Source organism: Pseudomonas fluorescens group sp. (genome assembly GCF_020093335.1).
In the GTDB taxonomy this organism is placed as follows: domain Bacteria; phylum Pseudomonadota; class Gammaproteobacteria; order Pseudomonadales; family Pseudomonadaceae; genus Aquipseudomonas; species Aquipseudomonas petroselini.
On the sequence record NZ_JAIOKW010000017.1, the window covers coordinates 1 to 24,593 of the forward strand.

Annotated in this window: 27 protein-coding genes and 1 pseudogene; 20 read left to right on the forward strand and 8 right to left on the reverse strand. The window is 59.2% G+C overall.

All coding sequences use genetic code 11. The annotated features are described in order from the left end of the window. Positions 1 to 2: 2 nt before the first annotated feature. Positions 3 to 287, reverse strand: coding sequence for a DUF3077 domain-containing protein (locus K7431_RS18195; protein WP_015885781.1), 285 nt, complete (start codon positions 285 to 287; stop codon positions 3 to 5). 365 nt (positions 288 to 652) lie between these two features. On the opposite strand from K7431_RS18195, the gene K7431_RS18200 reads away from it, so the two are divergent. Next, the gene (locus K7431_RS18200) at positions 653 to 1,240 is read left to right on the forward strand and encodes a hypothetical protein (RefSeq protein WP_139237971.1); all 588 of its coding nucleotides are present in this window, start codon (positions 653 to 655) and stop codon (positions 1,238 to 1,240) included. Between the two features lie 88 nt (positions 1,241 to 1,328). On the opposite strand, the gene K7431_RS18205 is transcribed toward K7431_RS18200, so the two are convergent. After that, positions 1,329 to 1,904, reverse strand: a complete 576-nt coding sequence (locus K7431_RS18205) for a PIN domain-containing protein (protein ID WP_015885782.1) — start codon at positions 1,902 to 1,904, stop codon at positions 1,329 to 1,331. Then, the gene (locus tag K7431_RS18210; protein ID WP_015885783.1) at positions 1,901 to 2,371 is read right to left on the reverse strand and encodes a helix-turn-helix domain-containing protein; all 471 of its coding nucleotides are present in this window, start codon (positions 2,369 to 2,371) and stop codon (positions 1,901 to 1,903) included. Before K7431_RS18210 ends, K7431_RS18205 begins: the two co-directional genes overlap by 4 nt. Before the next feature lie 192 nt (positions 2,372 to 2,563). Here K7431_RS18210 and K7431_RS18215 point away from each other — a divergent pair, with 192 nt between their 5' ends. The 3 genes from K7431_RS18215 to K7431_RS18225 are packed head-to-tail and all read left to right on the forward strand — an operon-like array spanning position 2,564 to position 4,517. Continuing rightward, positions 2,564 to 3,727 carry an S-type pyocin domain-containing protein gene (locus tag K7431_RS18215; protein ID WP_015885784.1) on the forward strand — a complete coding sequence of 388 codons (1,164 nt, stop codon included), beginning with the start codon at positions 2,564 to 2,566 and terminating at the stop codon, positions 3,725 to 3,727. A 15-nt stretch (positions 3,728 to 3,742) separates the two neighbouring features. Then, positions 3,743 to 4,030, forward strand: a complete 288-nt coding sequence (locus K7431_RS18220) for a colicin E3-like toxin immunity protein (protein ID WP_015885785.1) — start codon at positions 3,743 to 3,745, stop codon at positions 4,028 to 4,030. 4 nt (positions 4,031 to 4,034) lie between these two features. Next, on the forward strand, positions 4,035 to 4,517 hold the full coding sequence (locus K7431_RS18225; RefSeq protein ID WP_015885786.1) for a hypothetical protein: 483 nt from the start codon (positions 4,035 to 4,037) through the stop codon (positions 4,515 to 4,517). Positions 4,518 to 4,520: 3 nt separating this feature from the next. On the opposite strand, the gene K7431_RS18230 is transcribed toward K7431_RS18225, so the two are convergent. From K7431_RS18230 to K7431_RS18240, 3 genes are all read right to left on the reverse strand, one after another. Then, complete coding sequence (locus K7431_RS18230; protein ID WP_015885787.1) at positions 4,521 to 5,087, reverse strand: hypothetical protein; 567 nt, start codon at positions 5,085 to 5,087, stop codon at positions 4,521 to 4,523. A 91-nt stretch (positions 5,088 to 5,178) separates the two neighbouring features. Next, complete coding sequence (locus tag K7431_RS18235; RefSeq protein WP_015885788.1) at positions 5,179 to 6,531, reverse strand: sensor histidine kinase; 1,353 nt, start codon at positions 6,529 to 6,531, stop codon at positions 5,179 to 5,181. After that, positions 6,528 to 7,190, reverse strand: coding sequence for a response regulator (locus K7431_RS18240; protein ID WP_015885789.1), 663 nt, complete (start codon positions 7,188 to 7,190; stop codon positions 6,528 to 6,530). Before K7431_RS18240 ends, K7431_RS18235 begins: the two co-directional genes overlap by 4 nt. Before the next feature lie 147 nt (positions 7,191 to 7,337). On the opposite strand from K7431_RS18240, the gene K7431_RS18245 reads away from it, so the two are divergent. The 5 genes from K7431_RS18245 (at position 7,338) to K7431_RS18265 (ending at position 12,139) form a co-directional block, all read left to right on the forward strand. Then, complete coding sequence (locus K7431_RS18245; RefSeq protein ID WP_015885790.1) at positions 7,338 to 7,604, forward strand: PepSY domain-containing protein; 267 nt, start codon at positions 7,338 to 7,340, stop codon at positions 7,602 to 7,604. Then, positions 7,604 to 8,149 (forward strand): cytochrome b/b6 domain-containing protein, encoded by a 546-nt coding sequence (locus K7431_RS18250; RefSeq protein WP_015885791.1) that lies wholly within the window; start codon positions 7,604 to 7,606, stop codon positions 8,147 to 8,149. The genes K7431_RS18245 and K7431_RS18250 overlap by 1 nt, the downstream gene beginning before the upstream one ends. Before the next feature lie 21 nt (positions 8,150 to 8,170). Then, positions 8,171 to 9,439 carry a sialidase family protein gene (locus K7431_RS18255; protein WP_015885792.1) on the forward strand — a complete coding sequence of 423 codons (1,269 nt, stop codon included), beginning with the start codon at positions 8,171 to 8,173 and terminating at the stop codon, positions 9,437 to 9,439. Further along, the gene (locus K7431_RS18260) at positions 9,439 to 10,050 is read left to right on the forward strand and encodes a hypothetical protein (protein ID WP_043205864.1); all 612 of its coding nucleotides are present in this window, start codon (positions 9,439 to 9,441) and stop codon (positions 10,048 to 10,050) included. Before K7431_RS18255 ends, K7431_RS18260 begins: the two co-directional genes overlap by 1 nt. Before the next feature lie 67 nt (positions 10,051 to 10,117). Beyond that, a complete protein-coding gene (locus K7431_RS18265; protein ID WP_043206328.1) occupies positions 10,118 to 12,139 on the forward strand; it encodes an LTA synthase family protein in 2,022 nt (673 codons plus the stop codon). On the opposite strand, the gene K7431_RS18270 is transcribed toward K7431_RS18265, so the two are convergent. Further along, complete coding sequence (locus K7431_RS18270; protein ID WP_015885795.1) at positions 12,140 to 12,514, reverse strand: c-type cytochrome; 375 nt, start codon at positions 12,512 to 12,514, stop codon at positions 12,140 to 12,142. A 182-nt stretch (positions 12,515 to 12,696) separates the two neighbouring features. Between K7431_RS18270 and K7431_RS18275 the strand changes: the two genes are divergently transcribed. The 9 genes and pseudogenes from K7431_RS18275 (at position 12,697) to K7431_RS18315 (ending at position 20,958) form a co-directional block, all read left to right on the forward strand. Continuing rightward, positions 12,697 to 13,077, forward strand: coding sequence for a response regulator (locus tag K7431_RS18275; protein WP_015885796.1), 381 nt, complete (start codon positions 12,697 to 12,699; stop codon positions 13,075 to 13,077). 195 nt (positions 13,078 to 13,272) lie between these two features. Next, complete coding sequence (locus K7431_RS18280) at positions 13,273 to 13,887, forward strand: biliverdin-producing heme oxygenase (protein ID WP_015885797.1); 615 nt, start codon at positions 13,273 to 13,275, stop codon at positions 13,885 to 13,887. Continuing rightward, positions 13,884 to 16,127 (forward strand): ATP-binding protein, encoded by a 2,244-nt coding sequence (locus K7431_RS18285; RefSeq protein ID WP_015885798.1) that lies wholly within the window; start codon positions 13,884 to 13,886, stop codon positions 16,125 to 16,127. The genes K7431_RS18280 and K7431_RS18285 overlap by 4 nt, the downstream gene beginning before the upstream one ends. A gap of 287 nt (positions 16,128 to 16,414) precedes the next feature. Continuing rightward, a pseudogene (locus tag K7431_RS18290) lies at positions 16,415 to 16,564 on the forward strand (MlaA family lipoprotein); the annotation flags it as partial. A 130-nt stretch (positions 16,565 to 16,694) separates the two neighbouring features. Then, positions 16,695 to 16,901 (forward strand): hypothetical protein, encoded by a 207-nt coding sequence (locus tag K7431_RS18295; protein WP_015885799.1) that lies wholly within the window; start codon positions 16,695 to 16,697, stop codon positions 16,899 to 16,901. A 111-nt stretch (positions 16,902 to 17,012) separates the two neighbouring features. After that, positions 17,013 to 18,902: an alkaline phosphatase D family protein gene (locus tag K7431_RS18300; protein ID WP_015885800.1), complete on the forward strand. Its 1,890-nt coding sequence runs from the start codon at positions 17,013 to 17,015 to the stop codon at positions 18,900 to 18,902. A 192-nt stretch (positions 18,903 to 19,094) separates the two neighbouring features. After that, on the forward strand, positions 19,095 to 19,436 hold the full coding sequence (locus K7431_RS18305) for a type II toxin-antitoxin system RelE/ParE family toxin (protein ID WP_015885801.1): 342 nt from the start codon (positions 19,095 to 19,097) through the stop codon (positions 19,434 to 19,436). Positions 19,437 to 19,446: 10 nt separating this feature from the next. Further along, positions 19,447 to 19,755, forward strand: coding sequence for a helix-turn-helix domain-containing protein (locus tag K7431_RS18310; RefSeq protein WP_015885802.1), 309 nt, complete (start codon positions 19,447 to 19,449; stop codon positions 19,753 to 19,755). A 192-nt stretch (positions 19,756 to 19,947) separates the two neighbouring features. Beyond that, entirely contained in the window at positions 19,948 to 20,958 is a 1,011-nt protein-coding gene (locus K7431_RS18315; RefSeq protein WP_043205866.1) for a sensor domain-containing diguanylate cyclase, read from the forward strand. 12 nt (positions 20,959 to 20,970) lie between these two features. Here the strand turns inward: K7431_RS18315 and K7431_RS18320 are convergent, their stop codons facing one another. Beyond that, complete coding sequence (locus K7431_RS18320) at positions 20,971 to 21,999, reverse strand: amino acid ABC transporter substrate-binding protein (RefSeq protein ID WP_015885804.1); 1,029 nt, start codon at positions 21,997 to 21,999, stop codon at positions 20,971 to 20,973. A 143-nt stretch (positions 22,000 to 22,142) separates the two neighbouring features. Between K7431_RS18320 and K7431_RS18325 the strand changes: the two genes are divergently transcribed. Continuing rightward, a complete protein-coding gene (locus K7431_RS18325) occupies positions 22,143 to 23,036 on the forward strand; it encodes a LysR substrate-binding domain-containing protein (protein WP_043205867.1) in 894 nt (297 codons plus the stop codon). Positions 23,037 to 23,125: 89 nt separating this feature from the next. Next, the gene (locus K7431_RS18330; RefSeq protein WP_015885806.1) at positions 23,126 to 24,379 is read left to right on the forward strand and encodes a 2-aminoadipate transaminase; all 1,254 of its coding nucleotides are present in this window, start codon (positions 23,126 to 23,128) and stop codon (positions 24,377 to 24,379) included. Positions 24,380 to 24,593 lie beyond the last annotated feature (214 nt).

Sequence of the window (24,593 nt, forward strand, 5' to 3'; positions counted from 1 at the left end):
CCTCACCCCCCCCCATTCGGCAACATCCCATTCGCCAAATCATCCACCACCGCCTTCGCCATCTCCCCCAAATAATGCGCCGCCCAGGCAAAACGATCCGCGCCCGTGTCCATGGCTGCGTCCAACGCCAGCATTTTGGAACAGTGCAGCAGCTCGGAGGCATGCTCCAGGGCATCGCGAATGGGTACACCGGAATTGACGCGGAATAGACGGTGGCGGTTGGGCTGCTTGCCGCAGGTGGCGAAGGTGATGATGCCGAGGGTTTTGTTGAGGGGTGGGTTGATCATTGGGCACCTCCGGAATGCGTGGAGGTGTTGAGGATGGTGTTGTGAGGGTACGGCCTTTCAGAAATGCTCATTGGCTTGACTCCTAATGTAGAAAAGAGCCGCCACGTTCGTTTCCAGGCGAATGGGTGGCAGCTATGCGCAGGCTGGAAAACCGGGACAATAGGAACCCGGCAGACCCGAAGGTCTCCCGCGCACAGCCGCCATAACACGGATATGCTGGCACAAAAACACCAGCAGTCGTGATAAAAATAGTGGCACCTGTGCGCTATTGTTCCACGGGTTTCCAGGCCCGACCGTCGAATGTCGACGACACGCCAAAAGTAGCCTAGAGATTGATTAGCAGGAAATCGGCTTTGTGGCTAAACGTGTCTGATGTGGTAGAGAAAATAAAATTAAATGAAACACCAAAAACTCTTTATTCAAAAAACATAAAAGCAGCTGACGAGACCAGTACATACATGAAACCCCAACCAAAGATATTAAACTTAGATTCCTTTTACTCGGACATACTAAAAGAAGACGAATTAGGAGCAACCATCCGCACGCACATTTATATAGAGTCAGCTCTTGAGCAGCTGATTGAAATACTAGTCTCAGATTATGAACACATCAAAAAAATGCAGCTCGACTTTTCTCAAAAGGTAAACCTAGCAGTTGCGATCGGGATGCCAAAAGAGTTCGCCCCCGCACTTTTAGCAGTTGGGACGATTCGAAATAAATTTGCGCACAGGATTGACACAAAAATTGACAAGGAGAAAACAAACAACCTTTACAAACAGTTTTCACCTGATCAAAAAAGTGCGATACATGTATCATTCAATAATACGCTAAAAAATACTCCACTAGGTCAAGTGAGGAATTTTTCCGAAATCACACCCAAAGAGCAATTTGCAATTTTGTCGGTAGCATTAGTAATGCAAATCCTCACCCTAATACAGACACACAGCACATAAAAACAAAAGAGAGCCGCATTGATTAGAATCTAACAATACTGCATTAAAGGCGTAAACCTCAGCGAGAACTGCGCCACTAGTATGAAATTTACAGCATCAACTCATAAGGCCCCAGCGCCTTACTAGTCTGCACCAACCCCTGCCTCATCAACATCTCAAGATAATTTCCCGCCGCCATCGGAGGCCGCTTCAACGCCCGCCTTTGCTTCTGCGCCGCTCCCAACACCGCCGCCTGATCCAGATCCCAGAGATCCGAAATAAAGTCATCCGGATGCATCGGCTCAATGTCGTAGGCAGCCAGTATATGCGGCGGGAAGTCTTTCAAATTGAAGGTCACGATAACCTCAGCTTTACTCCGAATCGCCGCCGCCAGCACGTGACGATCATCAGGATCGGGCAGATCCAAGCTCGAACACAGATCCTCATATCCCGTAACCAAAGCGTCAGGTATCGCCTTGTCCATCATCGCTGACGTGCAATTCACTTGCTCAGCCGTGAGATCGGGTCGGTTCTTGAGTACGTTGCGCTTCCACTCCTCATGAATCTGGCTAGTCCATCTCGCTCGATACAACCCTGACAAGCCAAGCCACATCAGCAAATCCCTGAGGGCCGCCGGGTAGAGAACGCAGGCATCATATACCGCGGTAAAAGGCGAACACCTCATCCGTCATACCCCATTCCCAACTCCTGGGCCTGTTGCGCCAGCGCTTCCATTGCTTCCTGGCTTTCCTCATCTCGCCGCTGCTTGAACGCCATCAAATCCGAAAACCGGATGCGCCGATGCCGACCGGTTTTTGTAAAGGGAATGGCGCCTTCCTCCAGCATCTTGACCAAGTGCGGTCGTGAAACGTTAAGCAGGTCGGCGGCCTCCTGCGAGGTGAGTTCGGCATGCACCGGGACGACCTTGACGGCATTGCCGATCGCCAACTCGCCCAGGATATCGACCAATAAGCGCAGTGCTGAGGTTGGGAGTACGAGCGTGTGGGGTTTGTCTTCTTTGTCGAAAATGTCGATGCGCTGGGTTTCAAACTTGGTCGACAGCAGCGAGGCCAGTTCGCGTTGGCCTTGCACGGCGGCTTCGACTTCCTTTTCCAGCGGAAGGATCGTTTTGGGAAGGTGGTTGGTGATCATGATGCAACTCCGGCGACGCTTAATTCAGTTACGATCAACGCTAAACGAAACAAACGAAAATCGCAATATTCGAAACGGAAATACCGACTGAAGCCCTGTCCACTTTTCCCACACCAACCGCCGAATTAAGCCGATATCAGATTCTGATTACCCCTCGTAGGCTCACTCCCTCGCACAAGGAAGTGAGCCTTCATGTCAGAACGCTTGTACCCACCCACCGAAGAGGACTTACGCAAACGACGGATCCTGACCCCGCAGCCGTCGCGTGTGCCGTATTCGCCGTCTGTTGATTTTTTCGAGCCATCCCCTGCCCCGACACCCACGCTAACCAAACCTCCCGGCTGCGTTTTCATCAAGCCCTGCCAACTGCCTGACGGCATCACCCATTACTTCAACCCGGCCGGGTATGTCCCGTTGGAGCTGATCAAGGAGTACGGCCACTTAAGCCTGCTGGGTGGGCGTGAGGTGGATAGCAGGGGCGCGGTTGCCTTGCGCAAGATCGGCGGCAGCGCATTGCCCGCAGGTTTGGGGCAGTTGGCATTACGCTCGGCGGTTTGGGAGTCGGCGGCCACTGCCGTCGGGGCCGTCGCCGGTGGCCTGTTGACGGGTTTGGTGGCGCTGGCTTGGCCGTCGGAGCTGGGTGACAGCGCGTTCTACAGCGAGGAGCAGTTGCGTTCGATGCAACGGGCGCGCTCGCAGATGCGGTTGCATATCGAGCAGCGCGAGGACGGCACGCTCAAGGGGTATGGGTTTTACACGGGCAACCATGCCGATTGGCAGATGATTGATGTGGTGCAGTTTCAAAGCCGTGGCGATCAGTTTGTGGCGGATTTGGATGAGGGCGTGGAGCTGATCTGGACACCCGCCGCTGATCCCAGTGACACGCTGGGTATTCCAGCCTTGGAGGCTGCGCCGCAGGCGCCGGTGATCTGGATTTATCCGCCGACGGAGAAAGCCGCGCAAATTCTGGTGAACCCGATTTATCCGCCGGAGTATCGGGATTTTATTCTGGTGTTCCCGGCGGAGTCGGGGGTTCGGCCGCTGTATGTGGTGGTAAACCAGCCAAGGAAAGGGCTTAGAAACCCAGACCATGATTACTTTTCTCCACCCGAAACCGAAGACATAACAGGCTTCCCGGGTCTGATTCCCCAAAAGCCTGTGACACCAAGAAAAGGCGGAGCCGGCTTACGTGAACGTTGGATAGACGCAAAAGGAAGAAAAATATTTGAGTGGGACTCCAAAAAAGGCGAGCTGGAAGTCTATCGAAACAGCGATTTGGCACACCTCGGCGCATTTGATCCTTATACCGCCGAGCGTCGAGGACCGGCGGACCCGAAACGTCGTATTTACAGATAAAAAGGAACTCGGAAAATGCTGATGAAAATCAGACTGCGATGGTACGAAAAACACAGTAATGACTTGAAGGCGGATGAGTACTCAGCCGATATCGCAGATCCAGACAATGTTTTTGAAGCATTGGGTTTAGGCGAAGAAACCGCGATATACGCCGACGTATTCAACGTTCAGCCTAACTGGATTACGATTATTCAGCCGTACTTCCAGCACATGATCGAACCCGACCATCACGACTACCAACTGTCCTTCCGCTACCAAGGCGCCTGGCCACCGCCCCCAAAGCAACCCCAAAAGACGTCCTAATGCAATGAAACCCGCACTGCAAAAGCCCCTCCTCTACCGCTCAGTCAACACCCGAACCCATGGCGTGCGCCACGGCAGTTGCCGCGCCTACCGGTATGAGCGGCACACCAAAAGCGAAAAAGACAAACAATCAAACCGCGGTTCGATGCATAGCCATCAACGGCATGGCTTTGATTACACCCCGCTGTTCCGGTTTCTCCTGTCCAAAGTCGGCCACCCATGGGATCAGGTGTTCAGCGAAGCCAAGGCCCGCCTGGATCGTCCAGATCCGGTATTCTGGATGGTCGCGCAACATGAAAGCGACAAGCAGGATTACGTGAGAACGGATGAAAACAGCTACTACAGCGGCTTGTATGTCGACGAAGGCGGCCTGCTGCAAAAGGTCAACCCACAGCTGACGCCCGAGCAGATGAAACCCTGCTGCAACTGCTGCACCCACACCTTCAACGGTGTGGTATGCCCACAGGGTCTACCCCACAATGGCTAACCCTCAACCCGACTTAACCCCACTCCCCGCCTCCGCCACCGGTACCCGATTCGCCGGGTCCGTCACGTCATACACATGCTGCTCACACCCCGAACCCTTGAACTGGAATTCCACCAGGTACACTTTTGCCCTCTCCGGGCGGAACGTATTCATCGCCGGCCCGCAGGTGTAGTAGTAACCCGTGCGGGTGTCGTTCGCGTAACCCGATACCGTGAGTTTCTTGCCGGGGTCGGCCTGGATTTCCAGTTGTGGAAAACGCTTGAACGTGGCGCTGGCAACGGTTTGGTTGAGCTTGGCGATCCAGTTGAAGACCTTGCCTTCGCCGGTGTCCATCACCGTGCCGAGGGCTTCCATGCGTGGGTCGGGGTCGCCTTCGCGGCTGATCGAGAAGTCGACGGCAGGAGTGCCGCCACTGGACTTCATGATGACCTTGGCGTGTTCCGCATCCACAGCCACGGTTTTCTGGCGAAACTGAATGCCGTCCTTGAGCAGGCTGGGCGATGAGTCACGTTGGTTGGATTGACAGGCGCCCAGGGCCAGGGCGAGGGAGAGCAGCACGATTCGCTTCACGGGGATGTCCTTATCGGGGAAGAGTGTGATGACTGGACCCGAATTTAAACGGATTGTTCCGTTTTAGGAGGGGATTAGCGGTGCGGCCGTTTCAAGTGCGGTCAAACACCAACCGCGCGCGCAACCCACCCTGCTCCCGGTTATGCAGCGCCAACCGGCAGCCGATCTTGCCGACGATCATTTGCACAATGGCCAACCCCAAGCCCGCGCCATTGGCATTGCCCCGGCTGTAGAACCGTTCGAACAGGCGCTCCATTTGCGCCTCATCAATTCCCGGCCCCTGGTCTTCCACGCTCAGGCAATGAGCACCAATCACCACCTTCACTTCACTGCCTGCCGGGGAAAAGTTAAGGGCATTGGTCACCAGGTTCTGCAATGCAATCGCCAACGCCGCCGGTTCGGTTTTCACCCAACATTGCTCCTCCCCTTCAAGCACCAGTTCCACACCTTTTTCCATGGCCAAAGGGGTCAACTCGGCAAGTTCTTCGCGCACCAGTTCAGTCAATTGCACACGCTCACACACGGGGTTGTTCAACTGCGGCTCGATGCGGGCCATGGTCAGCAGTTGGCTGCCGATGCGGGTGGCGCGGTCGACGCCGTTGACCAAAAAGTCCAACGCCTCACGTCGCTGCGCCTCAGTGATGGCACTCTGCGCATTCTGGGCGTGAATCCGCAGGATCGCCAACGGTGTACGCAGTTCGTGGGCGGCGTCGGCGATGAAGCGGCGTTCGCGCTCCAGCAGCTCATCCACTTGCACCAACAGCCGGTTAAGCGCGGTTTGCATGGGTTCAAGATCGCTGGGCAAAGGCTTGAGGTGCAAGGGTTGCAAGGTCTCGGCAGTTCGCCCACGGATGGACAGGGCCATGGCGCGCAAAGGTTTGAAGCCCCAGCCGATTACCCACCAGATCAACAGCGTCAGCAGCGGCACGCCGATCAGCGTCGGCCAGAGGGTGTGGCGCATGATGCGCTGGATCACGTCCTGGCGAATGTCATCGCGCTCGCCGACCCAGATCAGCAATCCCTGTTGCGGATCGGCAAGGAGGAAGGCGCACCAGTCATTGCCGTTGTCCATCAGGTCGTGGGAACCGAGGGTCGTCGGCGGTGCCGCCAGCACGGGCGCTTCGGCGGAGCGCACGAGCAATTCACCCGCGCTGTTCCATACTTGGAAGGTCAGGCGGGTTTCATAGGGGTGGGCCACGCCATCTTTACCCACGCGACTCATGGCCTGGTCGAACGCCTGGTACAACCGCTCCCAATCCGCTTCCCCTGGATCCCGTTGGCGCAGCACGCCTTGCAGCAGGCGCGCGCTCTGGGCGAGCTGGGCGTCGTAGACTTCTTCGATTTCATGGTGGCTGTCGCGCAGCACCAGCCAGCTGATCAGGGCGTCACCCGCCAATATCAGCAGCAAGACCGGGATGAGGATACGTGCACGAACCGAGGTCATGGTTTGAGCGCCAGCACATAGCCGACACCGCGCACGGTGCGAATCAGCTCGGTGGATAACTTTTTGCGCAGGTTGTGGATCAGCACTTCCAAGGTATTGCTCTCGACCCGATCCTGCCAACCGTACAGCGCGCGGGACAACCGCTCGCGGGTCACGACTTTGCCGGGGCGCACCATCAGTTGGTGCAGCAGTTGGTACTCCATCGGGGTGACGATGATGTCGGCGTCCTGATAGCGCACTTGCTGGGTGGCCGGGTCGAGGCTGATGCCGGCGTGTTCCAACATCGGTTGTGCGCGGCCCTGGCTGCGGCGCAACAGGGCGCGCACGCGGGCTTTGAGCTCTTCGACGTCGAAGGGTTTGACCAGGTAGTCGTCGGCCCCCGCGTCCAAGCCGGCGATGCGCTCGGCGGTACCGTCGCGGGCGGTGAGGATCAGCACCGGCACGTCATGTTGCTCGGCGCGCAGTTGCTGCAACAGGTCGAGGCCGTCGAGGCGCGGCAGGCCGAGGTCGAGCAGCAACAGGTCGAAGCTTTCCGTGCGCAAGGCATGCAGGGCCGCAACGCCATCCTGCAACCAATCGAGGGTGTAGCCTTCGGCGCCCAATGCCACGCGAATGCCTTGGCCGAGGGCACGGTCATCTTCGACAAGGAGTAGGCGCATAGCAGAATCTCTGTAGGAATCGGCGGCATCATGCCGGGTTCTGGCATGGGTTATTTCGGCAAAGATGTTACGGCGCGTTGCCAACTAAGGTTGCGCTAAGGTTGGTTTTGCACTGTGAAACCTCCCACCTCTGCTGAGAGCTTTTCCATGCGCAAAATTCTCCTGCTGTCCCTGATTCTCGCCAGCCCCCTGGCCGTCGCCGGCCCGCAGTGCACCACCGCCGAGCGTTCGCAATGGCAAGACGAAAAAGCCTTCCAGGACAAGCTCAAGGCTGAAGGCTACACAATCAGCAAGTTCAAAGTCACCGATGGCAACTGCTATGAGATCTACGGCTTCGACAAGGACAAGCGCAAGGTCGAGATCTACCACGACCCCGTCACCGGCAAAGCCGTGAAGACTGAGATCAAGGGCTGATGCCAGGCGAATCCCTGCGCCTGTGGGACCCGCTGGTGAGACTGTTTCATCTGTCGATCGCCGGGGTCTTTGTCGCCAATTACTTCTTTAACGAAGCAGGCGATGACTGGCATGTCTGGCTGGGCTACTACGCCATGGCCTGGCTGCTGGTGCGGTGGGTGTGGGGATTTGTCGGACCGCGCAGCGCGCGTTGGGCGGACTTCTGGCCGACGCCAAAGCGCCTGACGGCCCACATGCGCTCGCTGCTCAACGGTCGGCCCCAGCATCGCCTGGGCCATTCGCCGATTGGCGCGCTGGTGATGCTGTTGATGTTGCTGGCGCTGCTGAGCATCGGCATCAGCGGTTTCCTGATGCAGGAAGTCGACGCCTTGTGGGGAGCCGATTGGCCGCTGCAAATCCACGAAACCGCTGCCAACGTGCTGCTCGGCCTAGTCTGCGTGCATGTGCTGGCGGCGGTGTTCGAAAGTATCCAGGTGCGGGACAACCTGCCGTTATCCATGCTCACCGGTCGCAGGAAGCGCCTGCCGGATGAACCTGCGCAGTAATCCTTTATCCACAGGTCCCCTATGCGCTCCGCCTTATTGATTTGCGGCCTGCTGGCGTTGTTTTTCGCCGCCTGGCAGAGCCATCCGCCCCATATATTGGCGCCGTTTGCCCAGGCCAGCCCGAACACCGCAAAAGTCGCAGCGCCGGCGCAGTACAGCAGCCGGTTCGTGTCCACCCAGCTCACCGACTTTGTGCACTCGTCGTCCGTCACCGCCCTGCCCGGCGGCGACTTGATGGCGGTGTGGTTCGCCGGCTCCCGCGAAGGCGCGGCCGATGTGCAGGTGCGCACCGCACGCTTTGATGCACGCAGCGGCGAATGGGGCGCCGAACAGGTGCTGGCCACGCGCGAAAGCACCCGCGACGGCACCCAGCGCTACATCCGCAAGTTGGGCAACCCAGTGATCGCCCTGGGCCCGGATAAACGCCTGTGGATGTTTTATGTGTCGGTGTCAGTCGGCGGCTGGGCTACCAGTGCGATCAACCTGATGGTGTCGGACGACCTCGGCGCCAGTTGGTCGGCGCCAAGGCAACTGGTGACTTCGCCGTTCTTCAATATCAGCACCCTGGTGCGCGCCGCGCCGGTGTTCCATGCCGACGGTTCCATCGGCCTGCCGGTGTACCACGAGTTCATGGGCAAGTTTGCCGAATACCTGTACCTGAGCGCCGATGGGGCGGTGATCGATAAATTCCGCATCAGCCGCGGCAAGAATTCCCTGCAGCCGACCATCGTGCCGCTGGATGGCCAGCGCGCCGTAGCGATGTTGCGCTATGCCGGTGACACCCATCACCGCGTGCTCGCCAGCCGCACCGAAGACGCCGGGCAAACCTGGAGCGAGCCGTATCCGTTGGAGCCGGCCAACCCCAATTCATCGCTGGCAGCAGTGGCCACGCAGGACGACGGCTTGCTGGTGGCCCTCAACGATCTGCAGGACGGCCGCTTCAAACTCAGTCTCTATGGCACCGACGCCCAGCTCAGCCAATGGCGCACGGTGGTGCAGCTGGATGAGTCTCCCGACCCGCTCGGCCAGCCATTCTCACCCGAGGCCTATAAAGAAATCATCGGCGAAGGTTTCCGTGCTTCCAGCGGCGCCCGGCGTTTGCCGTTGGAGCAGCGCTTCCTCAGCAACCTCGACTACCGCGTGTGCAAACCCCGTGGCTGCGATTTCGAATACGAGTACCCGTATTTCAGCCGCAGCCCGGACGGCATGTACCACTTGGTCTACTCGTGGAATAACACCTTTATCAAACATGTCAGCTTCAACGAAGCCTGGCTGGCGGAGCGGCTGTGATGGTTTATTTGTGGCAGGCGCATTTGAGTTTTGTACTGTTGGGTTTTGTGTTCCTGAGCCTGTTTCGATTCACCGCGCCGTGGCGGCCGTGGTTGCTGCCGCTGTTGGCGGCGGTCAGTTTTATCCCGGTCAATGAATTGCCGCTGGCGGCGTATGTGCGCAGTTTTACCGATGACCTGGCGATCAGCACGTTGGTGTTGCTGGCGTGGGTTGCACTCAGTCGACTGGGCGTGGTGCAGCCGCTCAATCGACGGCACCACGTGCAGACGCTGATGGTGTTTGGGCTGTTGAGCCTGGCCCTGTACCCGGCCACGTTGGGCCTGACCTATTTCGATCCGTACCGCTGGGGCTTCAACCCCCGGCCGATGATTGTGCTGGTGGGCGCGGCCGCACTGCTGATGCTGTGGCTGCGCAATGCCCAGGCGGTGTGGATGCTGGCGATCGGCACGCTGGCCTTCGCGCTGCGGCTCAAGGCGTCGGAAAACTATTGGGATTATCTGGTCGATCCGCTGTTGGCGGGTTACTGCATCGTCGCTGGACTGATGCAATTCAAACTGTGGGAGGGGGCTTGCTCCCGATGGCGGCGTGTCAGCCAGCACCTCCGGCACTGAACCACCGCCATCGGGAGCCCCCCTCTCCCACATTGGATTTGTGTTGTTTTAGAGAATGGGAAAAATGATGAGTGCGTTGCAATCACGCCGCCTGCGCTACGGCGTGGGCGCGATCGGGTTGGTGTTTGCCTTGCTGGCCGCATTGCGGCTGGTGTTTGTGCTGGGTTTTTCCGGCCTTGATTTGAGTACCCCGGCACTGCTGGAAACCCTGGGCATCGGCCTGCGTTTCGACCTGCGCCTGGCGGTGCTGCTCCTGCTGCCGCTGGCGCTGCTGGCCTGGATTCCCCGCTGGAACCTGACCACCCTCCCGGCCCTGCGCTGGCTGGCCCGCGCCTATCTGGTGGTGGCGCTGGCCGTGGTCGGCCTGGTGTACATTGTCGACTTCGGCCACTACGCCTACCTCGGCGTGCGCATCAACGCGACCGTGCTGCGTTACCTGCAAGACGCGCAGATTTCACAACAGATGGTGTGGGAAACCTACCCGGTGCTGTGGATAACCGCGTGCTGGCTGGCGGCGGTGGCCTTGTGGGTGTGGGCGCTGGTCTGCCTTGAGCGGTTGACCCTGGACCGCGCGCCCAGCACCCGCGGCAAACTGTCATTGGTGACTGTTTCCGTCATCGGCGTGATCGGTGTGCTGCTGGCCCTGCTTGGCCGTGTCGCCCATCTCAACCTGGAGAACCCGGTGCCGCTGCGCTGGAGCGACGCGTTCTTTTCCGGCAACCCGCAGGTGGCCGCCGTGGGCCTGAACCCGGTGCTGTTTCTGTACGACACGCTCAAGGTCGGCCAATCGCAATTCGATGAGGTCCAGGTGCGCGAGCATTACCCACAGGTCGCCCACTACCTGGGCGTCGACCGCCCCGATGCCCAGCAACTGAACTTCATGCGCGAACAAGGCGTGCAGCCCTATCGACTGGCCGGCGAGCGAGCGCCCAACGTGATCTTCGTGATGCTCGAATCCCTCGGCACCAGCGCTGTCGGCGCCTACGGCAACCCACTCAACCCCACGCCGAACCTAGACAAACTGGCCACGCAAAGCTGGTTCTTCAAACACTTCTACGTGCCTGTCACCGGCACCGCCAAGACCGTATGGGCGAGCATCACCGGCGTGCCCGACGTCACCCGCCAGGAGACCGCCACGCGCAACCCGCTGATCACGCGGCAACACACGCTGATCAACGCGTTCGAGGGTTACCAGAAGTTCTACATGATCGGTGGCAACGCCGGCTGGGCCAATATCAATGCCTTGATCCGCCAGAGCATCGACGGCGTGCAGATGTTTGAAGAAAGCCATTGGCGCTCGCCACGGGTAGACGTGTGGGGCATTTCCGACCTGGATCTGTTCAAGGAAGGTGACGAACTACTGCGCGCGGTCCCGAAGGACCAACCCTTCTTTGCCTACCTGCAAACCTCCGGCAATCACCGTCCGTTCACCATTCCCAAGCACAACGATGGCTTCCAGGTCCGCGACGTGACGCTGGAGCAGGCCCAAGCCGCCGGTTCACGCAGTGTCGAGCAATACAACGCCGTGCGCCTGCTGGACTACAACATCGGCCGGCTGATGGAAATCGCCAAGGCGGGCGGTTACTACGACAACAGCATCTTTGTGTTCTTCGGCGACCACAACACCCGCATCAGCCAGATTCCGCACATGGCGCCGGCTTTCGAACAACTGGGACTGGAGAGTAATAACGTGCCGTTGCTGATCCACGCACCCGGCCTGCAACCCCGGGTGATCGAAGAAGCCGTCGGCCTGGCGGACTTGCTGCCCACCGTGGCCGGCTTGGCGGGTGTGCCGTTTAGTCACGGCACGATGGGGCGGGATATCCAGCAACCGGCCCCAGAAGGTGAACGCATGGTGCCGCTGGTGTTGCGCGAGGGGACCTTCCCGGTGATCGGCGGCGTGACCCGCCACTTCCTGTTGCAGATGCAGCATGACGGCAGCTCACCGACCCTGCATGACCTGGCATCGCCCACCCCGCGTGACGACGTGGCCGCGCTGCATCCCGATGAGTTTAAGCGTTTGCAGGGGCTGACCCGAGGCCTGCATGAGAGCGCGCGGTTGATGCTGTTCAGGAATGTGCGGGAGTGATTATTTGTCCTGGAACGTTTCGAGGTACGCCAGGATGTTCTCGATCTTCTCCTGGTCACTGATGCCCCAGAAAATCATCCGCGTGCCACTCACCACTTTCTTCGGGGCCTCGATGTAGGCCGCGAGTTTGTCGCGGGTCCAGACCACACCGGAGTTCTTCATCGCATCGGAGTACTGATAGTCAGCGGTCGTCCCCGCAGGGCGTCCGATGATGCCGTTGAGTTCCGGGCCAAAGCCGCCGCGCGCGCCTTCGCCGATACTGTGGCAACCGCCGCAGGTCTTGGCGAAAAGCTTGCCGCCCGCCTCGGCATCGCCCGCAGCAAACGCCGAGTGGGTATTGAGTAACAGGACGAGGGAGAGTAACGCGTACTTCATGATGGCTCCGCATCGGGCAAGGAGTGAGCGATTATGCCTGTATCCGCTGCGCTGCGCCGTTCGAGGAAACACTCTCTAAACCGCTCTAAAACGACCACCCATCGCCCCACAGACATCCAATCGAACCTATTCCAACCCATTCCACTCCACCTTACTGAACCCATGATGGAGGAGTAAGGATCATGGCTCAGCCATCGATTTTGGTACTGGAAGACGACGAAATCATTCGCGCGTTAATGGTGGATGTGCTGGAAGATTTCGGTGCAGTCGTCACGTCTTTTCCTTCGGCGGATGAGGGAATGATTTACCTGGAGCGGGCCGATGATCCGGTCGACCTGATTGTCAGCGATATCCAGATGCCTGGTTTACTCAATGGCTACGATTTGAGCCGCGTGGTTGCACACCGCTGGCCGTCGGTGCCCGTGCTGCTGACCTCCGGTAACACGAAAATTGCGTCGCAGCTGGGAGGGTCGGTGCGGTTTCTGCCCAAGCCGTGGAGCACTGAGCACTTGATTGAGTGTGTGCAAACAGCATTGACACAGCAAGGCATGTCCATGCATTGATAGCTTCGCGATATCACGCTTACCGAACTTCGTTGCAGGCTCGGAGGTCATTATTGATGCAAGGAGCGACTTTTCTGATCCGTCGGTCAGCCTTTTCGCCTTGTGCGCTCAGTTGCCGACGACGAGTTGTGTAGAATTGTCGCCCATTTCCATGCGTCATTCATGGCCGAGAGGCCCACAGTTCGAGCTCATTCAATGCATTCACAGGCCCCTGACGTCGGTGCGCCCTCAACGCTGGAAGCGCTGCGCACCGGTACGGCCCTGCTGCACGTGGCGCTGGAAAAGCGCTTGCCGTTTTTTTCCGAGCGTTTGGATGCCAGCTGGTATCAGCGCTTACTCCAGGCGTACTACGGCTTTTATGCGCCGATGGAAGCGGTACTGTACGACGGTGAGTTGATCCCCGAAGGCTTCGACCCGGTGATGCGGGTGAAAACGCCTACGCTGGTGAACGACCTTCACGCCCTTGGCCTGAATGACCGCGCTATCAACACCCTGCCCCGCTGCGCCAACCTGCCGCCCCTGGATACTCCCGCCGCCTGCCTGGGTGCCCTGTACGTGCTGGAAGGCGCGACCTTGGGTGGCCAGGTACTGCGCCGGGAAATGGCCGAGCGCCTGGACGTGAGCGGCGACAACGGCGGCGCGTTCCTCAACGTATACGGCGCCGAGACCGGCCGTCGCTGGAAAGAATTCCTTGATTACCTGGGCCGCCTGCCGCTGGACGCTCTCGCCAGACAGCACGCTGTGGACGCCGCCCGTTCGACATTCAGCTGCTTTGAGCAATGGCTCGACAGCCAGGAGGTACTGCTATGAAACCCGACGATTTTGAAGAGCTGCTTGCCAACTGTGCCGACGAGCCCATCCGCTTTCCAGGGGCGATCCAGCCCCACGGCGTGTTGCTGACGTTGTCGGAGCCGGACCTGAAGGTCATTCAGGTCAGCGCCAACATCGGCACCTTGTTCGGGCATGCGCCCGAAGCGCTGCTGAACCAGCCGCTGCACACCCTGGTGGGCACCGAACACGCCAAGGCCGTCGCCGCCATGGCCGAAAACAACACGTTTTTCGATGCCCCGCCGCTGCACGTCAGTTTTAACGGCGCGGAGTTCGAAGGCCTGCTGCACCGCCATCAAAACGTGCTGGTGCTCGAGTTCGAACCCCTGCTCAAGGATTTTCGCCCACGGGCCCTCAACGGTCGCACCAGCGACCTGGGCAAGATGCTGCAACGCCTGCAGTCGGCAAAAACCCTGCAAGCGCTGTACGAAATCAGCGTGAATGAAATCCAGGCCATGACCGGCTATGACCGTGTGCTGATCTATCGCTTCGAAGAGGAAGGCCACGGCCAGGTGATCGCCGAGGCGTCCGCGCCGTCCATGGAGCTGTTCAACGGACTCTTCTTCCCTGCGTCCGACATCCCGGAGCAAGCCCGCGAGCTGTATCGCACCAACTGGCTGCGCATCATCCCGAATGCGGCCTACGAGCCAGTACCCCTGCTGCCCAAGCTGCGCCCGGACACCGGCCAGCCGCTGGACTTGAGTTTTGCCACCCTGCGCAGTGTGTCGCCGATTCACTGCCAGTACATGCAGAACATGGGCGTGTTGTCGTCCATGAGTATCTCGCTGATGAAGGGCGACAGACTCTGGGGCCTGATCAGCTGCGGCAACCGCCAGCCACTGTTGGTGCCTAACGACCTGCGCACCGCCTGCCAGACCATCGGCCAGGTACTGTCGTTGCAGATCAGCGCCATGGAAGCCCTGGACCTGAGCCGCCAGCGCGAGGAGAAAGTCGAGGCTTTGGTCCTGCTGGATCGGGCGATGAAGGCCTCGGAAGTCAATGTATTCGACGGCCTGGCACAGCAAGGTCAGTTGCTGATGGACCTGACGCTGTCCGGCGGCGTGGCGATCATCGAAGACAAGCAACTGCACCGCTACGGCAACTGCCCGGAACCGGCGCAGATCCGCGCGTTGCACAGGTGGCTGCAGGAGAGCGGCGAGCCGGTGTTTTCCAGCCATAACCTGGCGTCGGTCTACCCGCCGGCGGTGGAGTTCCAACAGATGGCCAGTGGTGTATTGGCCATGAGCTTGCCCAAGCCCGTGGATAACGGCGTGCTGTGGTTTCGCCCGGAAGTGAAAGAGAACATCAACTGGAGCGGTGACCCGACAAAGCCGCTGGACCTGGAAAATTCCGACGCCGGCCTGCGCCTTCGCCCACGCACCTCGTTTGAAATCTGGAAGGTAGAAATGGCCGGCATCTCCACCAAGTGGAGCCATGGCGACCTGTTTGCGGCCAACGACCTGCGCCGCTCCGCGCTGGAAAACGACCTGGCGCGCCAGGTGCAACGTGAGCAACAAGCCGTGCGTGCGCGTGATGAGCTGGTGGCGGTGGTGTCCCATGACTTGCGCAACCCGATGACCGTGATTTCCATGCTCTGCGGCATGATGCAAAAAGCCTTCAGTTCCGATGGCCCACATACTTCGCGGCGGATTTCCTCGGCCATAGACACCATGCAACAGGCCGCCGCGCGCATGAACGTGCTGCTGGAAGACTTGCTCGACACCTCGAAAATCGAGGCCGGACGCTATGTGGTCAAGCCGGTAGCGCTGGACGTGAGCCAGATGTTCGAAGAGGCCTACTCGTTGCTCGCACCGCTGGCGATGGAGAAAGGCATCGACCTGTCGTTCAACGCCGAGCCTGGGTTGCAGATCAATGGCGACCCCGAGCGCCTGTTCCAGGTGCTGTCGAACCTGATCGGCAACGCCATCAAGTTCACGCCGCGTCAGGGCAATATCGGCATCAGCGCCATGAGCAATGGCGAAGAAATTGTCTTCTCGGTACGCGATTCCGGCGAAGGGATTGCGCCGGAACAACTGCCGCATGTGTTTGATCGCTACTGGACCCAGACGGAAAACAACCCGACCGGTAGTGGGCTGGGGCTGTACATCACGCAAGGTATCGTCCAGGCCCATGGCGGCAAGATCGTTGCCGAGAGTGAAGTGGGTCGGGGGAGTGAGTTTCGGTTTACGGTGCCGAGGGTCATCGAAGACTCGTATACCTGACGCGGTAAGAATGTAAGGTTTGTGTAGGAGCCGGATTTGCCCGCGATGGGCTTAGGTATCTACACCACTCTGGGTACGGCGCTGGACCTGTGGCGAGGGAGCTTGCTCCCGCTAGCGGCCTGGCAGACGAGCTGGATGTTGGATCAGACTGGGTACATATCCGTTATTTAGGTAACGGCCACTATGGGTTCCGCTTTTACAGCGGCTCACTTTTGAAGAGCGCAAAAGTAAGCAAAACGCTCTTGCCCCAACACTCGGCACCTCGCTCACGCTCGGTGTGCCCGTAATCCGACAGCCTGCAAAAGCTACCGGATTACTACAGCGCGTTACACAATGTGGTGGCGGAAAATCGGCTGGCCTTTGTGCAGGAGGGTAAAGAAGGCGCGACCTCTCCCGGGCTGGACGGCTGCGCGAAGGGCCGCGCGGATGACTTCTGATTCGAACCCCGCAGGGCAGTCATATCTTGCAGCAGCGTGTTTATAGCCGACCCGCTTTGGCCTCTATAAGTTTGGCCTCACTTCGCTCCGACAGGCGAAGTAACCCTCTGCTCAATAGAAGGAAACATCCATGCTTAGCGCTATCAACCACTCACTGGGCAATATTCAATACCCTCCCCTGCAGCAGGATGATGCAGAGCCCCAGCGCAAGAAGCGCAGCACTGATGCAATGCACACGCAACCGTACGCTGTCGACGCCCCCCACACAGCAGCCAACGACCGGCCCCGCAAGAACGGCGGCGGGCTAGACAGCCTGGGTCAGGGCAACATCCTTTAAACCGCCTGATGCGAAGGGCAGTGCATGGCCCTTCGTACTCGCCCTTAACAAAACCATGACATTCACTGGATTAATCTTGCCGGTTAAATCCAGTCTGGAATCCATAACTGCATGCCGCACACCGATACACTGCCCGCCGTACTGGCCGGCCCACTGCTGCGACGCCTTGAACCCCGGCGCCTGGTTATGTGGCTGGTGGGAAGTCGAACACTGGCGTTGACGCTGAAGCTGCACCTGCCCGCGCAGACGGTGGAGATAAGCCTCGACCCGTGCCAGGTCATCCCCGTGGGGCGCCATGCCTTTATCCACCTGATCGATGTGCCGTTGAGCGATGCCCTGCCCCTCGACGTAGTCATCAGCTACGACCTGTTGTTCGACAACACCGGCATCGCCGACTGGGCACCGCACCTGCTGTACGCCGACGCCCAACTGCCCAGTTTCGTTTTGCACAGCCGTATCCATCAGTTGGTGCACGGCTCCTGCCGCAAACCCCATCACAGCGCCGACGAAGGCCTGCTGTGCGTCGACCGCCTGCTGGCCGACGCCCGTACCCCGGCCGACCGCCCCGCCCTGCTGATGATGAGTGGCGACCAAATCTACGCCGACGATGTCGCCGGCCCGATGCTACGGGCGATACATGCGTTGATCACACGCTTGGGCCTCTTCGACGAATACCTGGAGGGCGCCGTGGTGGATGACAGCGCCAGCCTCTATGGGCATCGCGCCAGTTATTACCATCGCGCCGACTTGCTGCCCGCACTGGACAGCAACGAAACCCTGCGCGAGCGGTTTTTTGGTGGCGTGAAAAAACCGATCTTCACCAGCAGCACCGCCGACAATCACCTGGTGACCTTCGCTGAAGTCATCGCGATGTACTTGCTGGTGTGGTCGCCCACGCCCTGGACGCTGATCGCACCGCAAACGCCGCAACTGAACGCAGAAGAACAGCAGCGCTATGCCCGCGAACAGGTGCAGGTCGATACATTCCGCGACGGCCTGCCGGGCGTTGCGCGGGTCTTCGCCCACCTGTCCACCTTGATGATCTTTGACGATCACGACATCACCGACGACTGGAACCTCAGCGCACAGTGGGAAGAAACCGCCTACGGTCACCCGTTCTCCAAACGCATCATCGGCAACGCCCTGCTGGCCTATCTGCTGTGCCAGGGTTGGGGCAACCAGCCGGATGTGTTTGACGGGCTGATAAAGCAAAGCCAGGCGCTCACCCTCCAGCCCCAGGCCAACCACCTGGATGCCGCCGCGCAGGATGAATTGCTCGAAGCGCTGCTCATGTTCCAGCACTGGCACTACGTACTGCCCACCACCCCTGCGCTGGTGGTGCTCGACACCCGCACCCGCCGCTGGCGCAGCGAGTTCACCTTCAAGCAACCTTCCGGCCTGCTCGACTGGGAAGCCTTGAGCGAACTGCAACAGGAACTGCTCGACCACCCTTCAGCCATCATCGTCTCGCCCGCGCCGATCTTTGGCGTCAAGTTGATCGAGACAGTGCAGAAAATCTTCAGCTGGTGCGGCCACCCCTTGCTGGTGGACGCAGAAAACTGGATGGCCCATCGCGGCGCAGCCCAGGTGATCCTCAATATATTCCGCCATTCGCGAACGCCGGGTAACTACGTGATCCTGTCAGGTGACGTGCATTACTCGTTCGTCTACGAAGTGCTGATCCGTCATCGCAACGCCGGCCCCCGGATCTGGCAGATCACCAGCAGCGGCATCAAGAACGAATTCCCTCCACGCTTGCTGGAATGGTTCGACCGCCTCAACCGCTGGCTCTACTCGCCGCGCTCGCCCCTCAACTGGTTCACCCGCCGACGCACCATGCAGGTGGTGCCGCATATTCCGGAACATGCCGAAGCGGGCGAACGATTATGGAATTCGGCGGGGATTGGCCAGGTGTTTTTCAACCAACAAGGCCAGCCTGAAGCGATTTACCAGCACAACGCGGATGGCAAGGCGCCGACGAGGATGGTGGCGCCGAAGTAACCCTTCCCACAGATATGAAAGCACGTTCACACCAGGCGTGTGGAAATTTCACAAGCATCTGTTTTAGTTGAATTTATTTGAAAAAATTCAACCCCGTCTTCATTCAAAAAAAGTGCCAGGCTCTGACCTCTCCTCGCGATAAGCCTTATCAATCGCCGATGGTCAAATGAACCTTTTTTGGTACACTCTCCAGTGAACGACCTACATTTCGTGCTGAACGTTGTTTTCTATCGAACCGATGCGGGTAACGAGCCGGTACGCGAATGGTTAATGGAGCTACCTAGGGAAGCCAGAAAACTCATAGGTATCGACATCAAATCCGTCCAGATCGGATGGCCGCAGGGAATGCCTCTGGTTCGAAAGCTGGAGCACCGGCTTTGGGAGGTCAGAACCGATCTTGGGAGGCATATCGCACGGGTGATTTTTACGCTGGTTGACGGTGAGATCGTGCTGCTGCACGGCTTCATTAAAAAGAGCCAGAAAACGCCTGTGGTAGAGCTGGATACCGCGCGGCGTCGTAAAAACAAGCTATGAGGAAAACCACATGAACAAACATATCGGTTCCAACTTCGACGATTTTCTCAACGACGACGGGCTCATTGAGGAAGTATCCGCCGGAGCGTTGAAACGTGTTATCGCCTGGCAGTTGGCTGAAGCGATGAAGGCGCAGAAAATCAGCAAAAAAGCGCTGGCTGAACGTATGCATACCAGCCGCACCGCCGTAGATCGCGCACTCGATCAGAACGATGCAGGCATGACCTTGGCCACTCTGGCAAGTGCAGCACGGGCACTGGGCCAACGGGTAGAAGTTCGGCTTGTACCTGATTCAGACGCAAGGCCCTCGATAAACTGAAACACTGCGTGACCCTTGGATATCGGGAAACACGTTCTACAAAAATGCAGCAATAGCCAAAAGCCATCAACCTTTAGCCTTACATCTGCCCTATTCAAAGCATCCAAGCCCCGTTGTACAGTAGCGCCAGCCACGGAGTATCGGCGTCAACAATGGCAGGCCTTGACGGCTGCCCACGCAAGGAATGCGCAGATGGACGATACCTCCGACAACACTCCGTTGAGGCAAGATTTCTCTCACTTCAACGCCGACATGCTGCACACCGTTCTGGAGTTGGTCAGCGATGGAATCTGGGATTGGAACGCCAATACCGGGTTCGTCTACCGCAACCCAGGGTGGTACGAAATGCTCGGCTATCCCCGCCATGCGCTGGAGAACAGCGTGTTCACCTGGGAAAACGTGATTCACCCGGAGGACTATCCTCAGGTGATGAAGCTGTTTGACGACTACATTCACCGTCGGGCGCCCCACTATCAAGCCGAGTACCGTTGCCGCAAAAAAGATGGCAGCTACCTGTGGATCGAAGACCGGGGCTACGTGATTGCCCGTAATGCTGACGGCTCCGTGGCGCGCATGGTGGGCGCCCACCGCGATATTCATCTCAGAAAATGTTCCGTCGAACAGTTGGAACGACGCAATCAATCCCTCGAAGCGCTGGTGGCAGAACGCACGCACGAGCTGTCGCGGGTCAATCAGCAGTTGCAACTTCAGTTGGACGAGAACCGCTCAATGGCCGAGCGGGATGCACTGACCCTGGTCGCCAATCGCTATCGCCTGGAAAAAGTGCTGCTGGAAGAATGTGACCGTGCCAAGCGCTTTCGCCTGCCACTTTCACTGATTGCTATGGATATCGATGATTTCAAGCCGATCAATGACCGTTACGGTCATGGCGTGGGCGACCAGACGCTGGTACGGGTGGTGGAGTGCCTGGAACACGCTATTCGCCCCGATGACCTGCTGGCCCGCTGGGGTGGCGATGAGTTTGTGCTGGTCCTGCCAAAGACCTCGCTGGAGGTTGCAACGGCATTGGCAGAGCGCATTCGGCAAACGTTGAAGAACCTCCCGAGTGGTGACTTCAAGATCACCCTGAGCCTGGGCGTGGCCCAGCGAAAAGCGCATGAAGCCCCCGCCGCCCTGATGATGCGCGCCGACCAGGCGCTGTATCGCGCAAAGGCTGCGGGAAAGGACGGGGTGTCGGTGTAACACCCCGCAAGGCTATCGAACCGGCGGCGCGTACTGGATGCCGCCGTTGTTCCACAGCGCATTGAGCCCGCGCTTGATCTTCAGCACGCTGCCCTGGCCGATATTGCGCTCGAACACTTCGCCATAGTTGCCCACTTGCTTGACGATCTGCACCACCCAGTCCTTGCGCAGTTTCAGGTCTTTACCGTATTCGCCGTCGGCACCCAGCAAGCGTGCAATGTCAGGGTTCTTGGTGGTCTTGGCCTGCTCTTCGACGTTCTGCGAGGTGATGCCCATTTCCTCGGCATTGAGCATGGCGAACAGGGTCCACTTGACGATGCTGAACCACTCGTCATCGCCTTTACGCACCAGCGGCCCCAACGGCTCCTTGGAGATCACTTCCGGCAGCACCACGAACTCGTCCGGATGGGCCATCTTGATGCGCTGGGCGTACAGGCCCGACTGGTCGGTGGTCAGCACGTCACACCGCCCGGCCTCCAGGCCCTTGGCGCTTTCGTCGGCCGTGTCGAAGGTGATCGGCGTGTACTTCATGCCATTGGTACGGAAGTAATCGGAGACATTGAGTTCGGTGGTGGTACCCGCCTGGATGCACACGGTCGCGCCGTCCAATTGCTTGGCACCGGTGACGCCCAACTTGTTGTTCACCAGAAAGCCGATGCCGTCGTAGTAAGTCACACCGGTAAACACCAGGCCCATGCCCGAGTCACGGGAGCTGGTCCACGTGGTGTTGCGTGAGATCATGTCGATCTCACCGGACTGCAGCGCGGTGAAGCGCTCCTTGGCGGTCAACTGGGTAAACTTCACTTTCGATGCATCGCCGAAGACCGCCGCCGCCACCGCGTGGCACACGTCCACATCGATGCCAGTCATCTTGCCATTGCTGTCCGGTACGCCGAAGCCCGGCAGCCCGTCACTGACGCCGCATTGGATGAAGCCTTTTTTCTGGATGGCGTCCAAGGTCACGCCTGCCTGAGCGGTGCTCGCCAGGCCAAGGGCGGCGGTGGCGCCGATCGCGGCCAACGTCGTTTTGAATGGGTTCATGCAAGGCTCTCCCTGTCATTCCTTATTATTCGGCGCCCCACAGCCCGCGCCGGTTTATAGTGCTGCCGGGCAGTATCAACGGCTTATACCACTGCCACAAACGACCTTTAGGCAAAGGCTCCTTCCGATTTGGAATGAACTGCATGATTTCAAAACGCTTGACCCCTTCGATGACGGCCCTGCAGTGCTTCGAAGCCGCCGCCCGCCATTTAAGCTTCACCCGCGCCGCCGAAGAACTGCACCTGACCCAGAGTGCCGTGAGCAAGCAGGTGGCGCAGTTGGAAGAGATGCTCTGCCACAACTTGTTCGAACGGGTGCGCCAGCGCTTGTACCTGTCGCCGGCGGGGTCGCTGTACCTCGCCGAAGTGCACAAGATCCTGACCCAGGTGGACATCTCCAGCCGCTATATCCTCACCTACGGCGGCGAAACCGAAGTGCTGCGCATCGCCACCCAACCGACCTTCGGCGACCGTTGGCTGGTGCCCAAGCTCAAGGATTTTGCGGCGAAACATCCGAACATTCACTTGGATGTGCGCAACGAGCTGGAGCCTTTTGACGTGTTGCAGGCCAAGGCCGATATCGCGTTTTTCTTCGGCCAGGGCTCATGGCCGGGGGCGACTTGCATCGAGCTGTTCCGTGAGGCGGTGGTGCCGGTGTGTGCACCGGGTTTTGTCCCCGAGGGCAGCGATGCTTCGTCGCGCCACACCTTGCTGCAATGCACCTCGCGCCCGGAGGCTTGGCACGAATGGTTCCTGGAACAGGGCCTGCATTCGCAGAACAGCTACCACGGGCCGCGTTTTGACACGTTCTACATGTGCATTCGCGCGGCGCAATCGGGCTATGGCGTGGCGTTGGTGCCGCAGTACCTGGTGGCCGAAGAACTGGCCCAGGGCAGCCTGATGATTCCGTGGGATTACGCGATGCCCAGCAGCGGCGCGCACTTTATCGCGCATGCCGAACATGCCGGTGAGATTCCCAAGGTGAACGCTTTCCTGAACTGGATGGTGGAATATACCCAAGCACATCCCGACTTTTAATAATGACCCGGCGATTTTATTTCGTTTGCGACAAGGGCGGGCACCCGGCTTAGATAAAAACAAACCCGTCACTGCCGAGTCCCCGATTCATGAGCCGCGAAACCATCAGCCAGTCGATTTCCATCGTTCACCCCATCAGCCTCAGCCACGGTAAAAACGCCGAGGTCTGGGACACTTCGGGCAAACGCTATATCGATTTTGTCGGCGGTATCGGCGTGCTCAACCTCGGCCATTGTCACCCTGGCGTGGTCGAGGCAATTCGTGAACAGGCGACCCGGCTGACCCATTACGCGTTCAACGCCGCGCCTCACACGCCCTACCTCGAGCTGATGGATCGCCTGACGGCGTTCATCCCGGTGGACTATGCGGTCAGCGGCATGCTCACCAACAGCGGCGCGGAAGCGGCGGAAAACGCGCTGAAGATTGTGCGCGGCGCCACCGGCCGTACGGCGGTGATCGCCTTTGACGGCGCCTTCCATGGCCGCACCCTGGCCACGCTCAACCTCAACGGCAAGGTGGCGCCCTACAAACAAAAGGTCGGTGTACTGCCGGGCCCGGTGTATCACCTGCCCTACCCCAGCGCCGACAACGGCGTGACCTGCGCCGAAGCGCTGAAGGCCATGGACCGTTTGTTCAGCGTGGAAATCGACGTCAACGACGTAGCGTGCTTCATCATCGAGCCGGTGCAGGGCGAAGGGGGTTTCCTTGCGCTGGACATCGCGTTCGCCCAGGCCCTGCGGCGCTTTTGCGATGCGCACGACATCCTGCTGATTGCCGATGAAATCCAGTCGGGTTTTGGTCGTACCGGCCTGCGTTTCGCGTTCTCGCGCCTGGGTATCGAACCGGACTTGATCCTGTTGGGTAAAAGCATCGCGGGCGGTGTGCCGCTGGGCGCAGTCGTCGGACGCAAGGCGCTGATGGACAACCTGCCCAAAGGCGGCCTGGGCGGAACGTATTCCGGCAACCCCATCGCCTGTGCGGCGGCCTTGGCCACGCTGGATGCAATGACCGATGAGCACTTGAAAACCTGGGGTTCACAACAGGAAGAGGCCATCGTCCGCCGTTATGAAACCTGGCGCGCACAGGGCCTGACGCCCTACCTCGGCCGGCTCACCGGCGTCGGCGCCATGCGCGGTATCGAGCTGGCCAACGCCGATGGCACCCCAGCGCCAAAACAGCTGGCTCAATTATTGAGCCTGGCGCGGGACGCCGGGTTGCTGCTGATGCCCAGCGGCAAGGCGCGGCACATCATCCGTTTGCTGGCCCCGCTGACCATCGAGTCGGCGGTGCTGGAGGAAGGCCTGGATATCCTCGAGGCCTGCTTCAAGCAGTTGGACTCGTAACGCGCATCCACGGGTTGGCCTGTCCTTGACCTTGCCGGGGACGTCCGGGCTCGCTTGCCCCGAAATACGCCGCCACGTCCACCGCAGCCTGGTTGGGGGCAGGTCAGTAGTCGCTTTTATAGGTTCATCAGACCAGTATGTTTCAACGGGTTCAGCGAAAAGGGCCGTTGATAGGGGTCAGGACGAATCGATGGCAAAAACTTGCACTTGACCA

What these genes read in the sequence shown, in the direction of transcription:
- K7431_RS18240 (WP_015885789.1), bottom strand. Translation starts at nt 7,190, where the DNA reads ATGCGCCTACTCCTTGTCGAAGATGACCGTGCCCTCGGCCAAGGCATT.
- K7431_RS18265 (WP_043206328.1), top strand. Translation starts at nt 10,118, where the DNA reads ATGAGTGCGTTGCAATCACGCCGCCTGCGCTACGGCGTGGGCGCGATC.
- K7431_RS18215 (WP_015885784.1), top strand. Translation starts at nt 2,564, where the DNA reads ATGTCAGAACGCTTGTACCCACCCACCGAAGAGGACTTACGCAAACGA.
- K7431_RS18315 (WP_043205866.1), top strand. Translation starts at nt 19,948, where the DNA reads ATGGACGATACCTCCGACAACACTCCGTTGAGGCAAGATTTCTCTCAC.
- K7431_RS18320 (WP_015885804.1), bottom strand. Translation starts at nt 21,999, where the DNA reads ATGAACCCATTCAAAACGACGTTGGCCGCGATCGGCGCCACCGCCGCC.
- K7431_RS18225 (WP_015885786.1), top strand. Translation starts at nt 4,035, where the DNA reads ATGAAACCCGCACTGCAAAAGCCCCTCCTCTACCGCTCAGTCAACACC.
- K7431_RS18195 (WP_015885781.1), bottom strand. Translation starts at nt 287, where the DNA reads ATGATCAACCCACCCCTCAACAAAACCCTCGGCATCATCACCTTCGCC.
- K7431_RS18220 (WP_015885785.1), top strand. Translation starts at nt 3,743, where the DNA reads ATGCTGATGAAAATCAGACTGCGATGGTACGAAAAACACAGTAATGAC.
- K7431_RS18210 (WP_015885783.1), bottom strand. Translation starts at nt 2,371, where the DNA reads ATGATCACCAACCACCTTCCCAAAACGATCCTTCCGCTGGAAAAGGAA.
- K7431_RS18235 (WP_015885788.1), bottom strand. Translation starts at nt 6,531, where the DNA reads ATGACCTCGGTTCGTGCACGTATCCTCATCCCGGTCTTGCTGCTGATA.
- K7431_RS18280 (WP_015885797.1), top strand. Translation starts at nt 13,273, where the DNA reads ATGCATTCACAGGCCCCTGACGTCGGTGCGCCCTCAACGCTGGAAGCG.
- K7431_RS18330 (WP_015885806.1), top strand. Translation starts at nt 23,126, where the DNA reads ATGAGCCGCGAAACCATCAGCCAGTCGATTTCCATCGTTCACCCCATC.
- K7431_RS18260 (WP_043205864.1), top strand. Translation starts at nt 9,439, where the DNA reads ATGGTTTATTTGTGGCAGGCGCATTTGAGTTTTGTACTGTTGGGTTTT.
- K7431_RS18300 (WP_015885800.1), top strand. Translation starts at nt 17,013, where the DNA reads ATGCCGCACACCGATACACTGCCCGCCGTACTGGCCGGCCCACTGCTG.
- K7431_RS18270 (WP_015885795.1), bottom strand. Translation starts at nt 12,514, where the DNA reads ATGAAGTACGCGTTACTCTCCCTCGTCCTGTTACTCAATACCCACTCG.
- K7431_RS18325 (WP_043205867.1), top strand. Translation starts at nt 22,143, where the DNA reads ATGATTTCAAAACGCTTGACCCCTTCGATGACGGCCCTGCAGTGCTTC.
- K7431_RS18285 (WP_015885798.1), top strand. Translation starts at nt 13,884, where the DNA reads ATGAAACCCGACGATTTTGAAGAGCTGCTTGCCAACTGTGCCGACGAG.
- K7431_RS18310 (WP_015885802.1), top strand. Translation starts at nt 19,447, where the DNA reads ATGAACAAACATATCGGTTCCAACTTCGACGATTTTCTCAACGACGAC.
- K7431_RS18255 (WP_015885792.1), top strand. Translation starts at nt 8,171, where the DNA reads ATGCGCTCCGCCTTATTGATTTGCGGCCTGCTGGCGTTGTTTTTCGCC.
- K7431_RS18245 (WP_015885790.1), top strand. Translation starts at nt 7,338, where the DNA reads ATGCGCAAAATTCTCCTGCTGTCCCTGATTCTCGCCAGCCCCCTGGCC.
- K7431_RS18250 (WP_015885791.1), top strand. Translation starts at nt 7,604, where the DNA reads ATGCCAGGCGAATCCCTGCGCCTGTGGGACCCGCTGGTGAGACTGTTT.
- K7431_RS18205 (WP_015885782.1), bottom strand. Translation starts at nt 1,904, where the DNA reads ATGAGGTGTTCGCCTTTTACCGCGGTATATGATGCCTGCGTTCTCTAC.
- K7431_RS18295 (WP_015885799.1), top strand. Translation starts at nt 16,695, where the DNA reads ATGCTTAGCGCTATCAACCACTCACTGGGCAATATTCAATACCCTCCC.
- K7431_RS18275 (WP_015885796.1), top strand. Translation starts at nt 12,697, where the DNA reads ATGGCTCAGCCATCGATTTTGGTACTGGAAGACGACGAAATCATTCGC.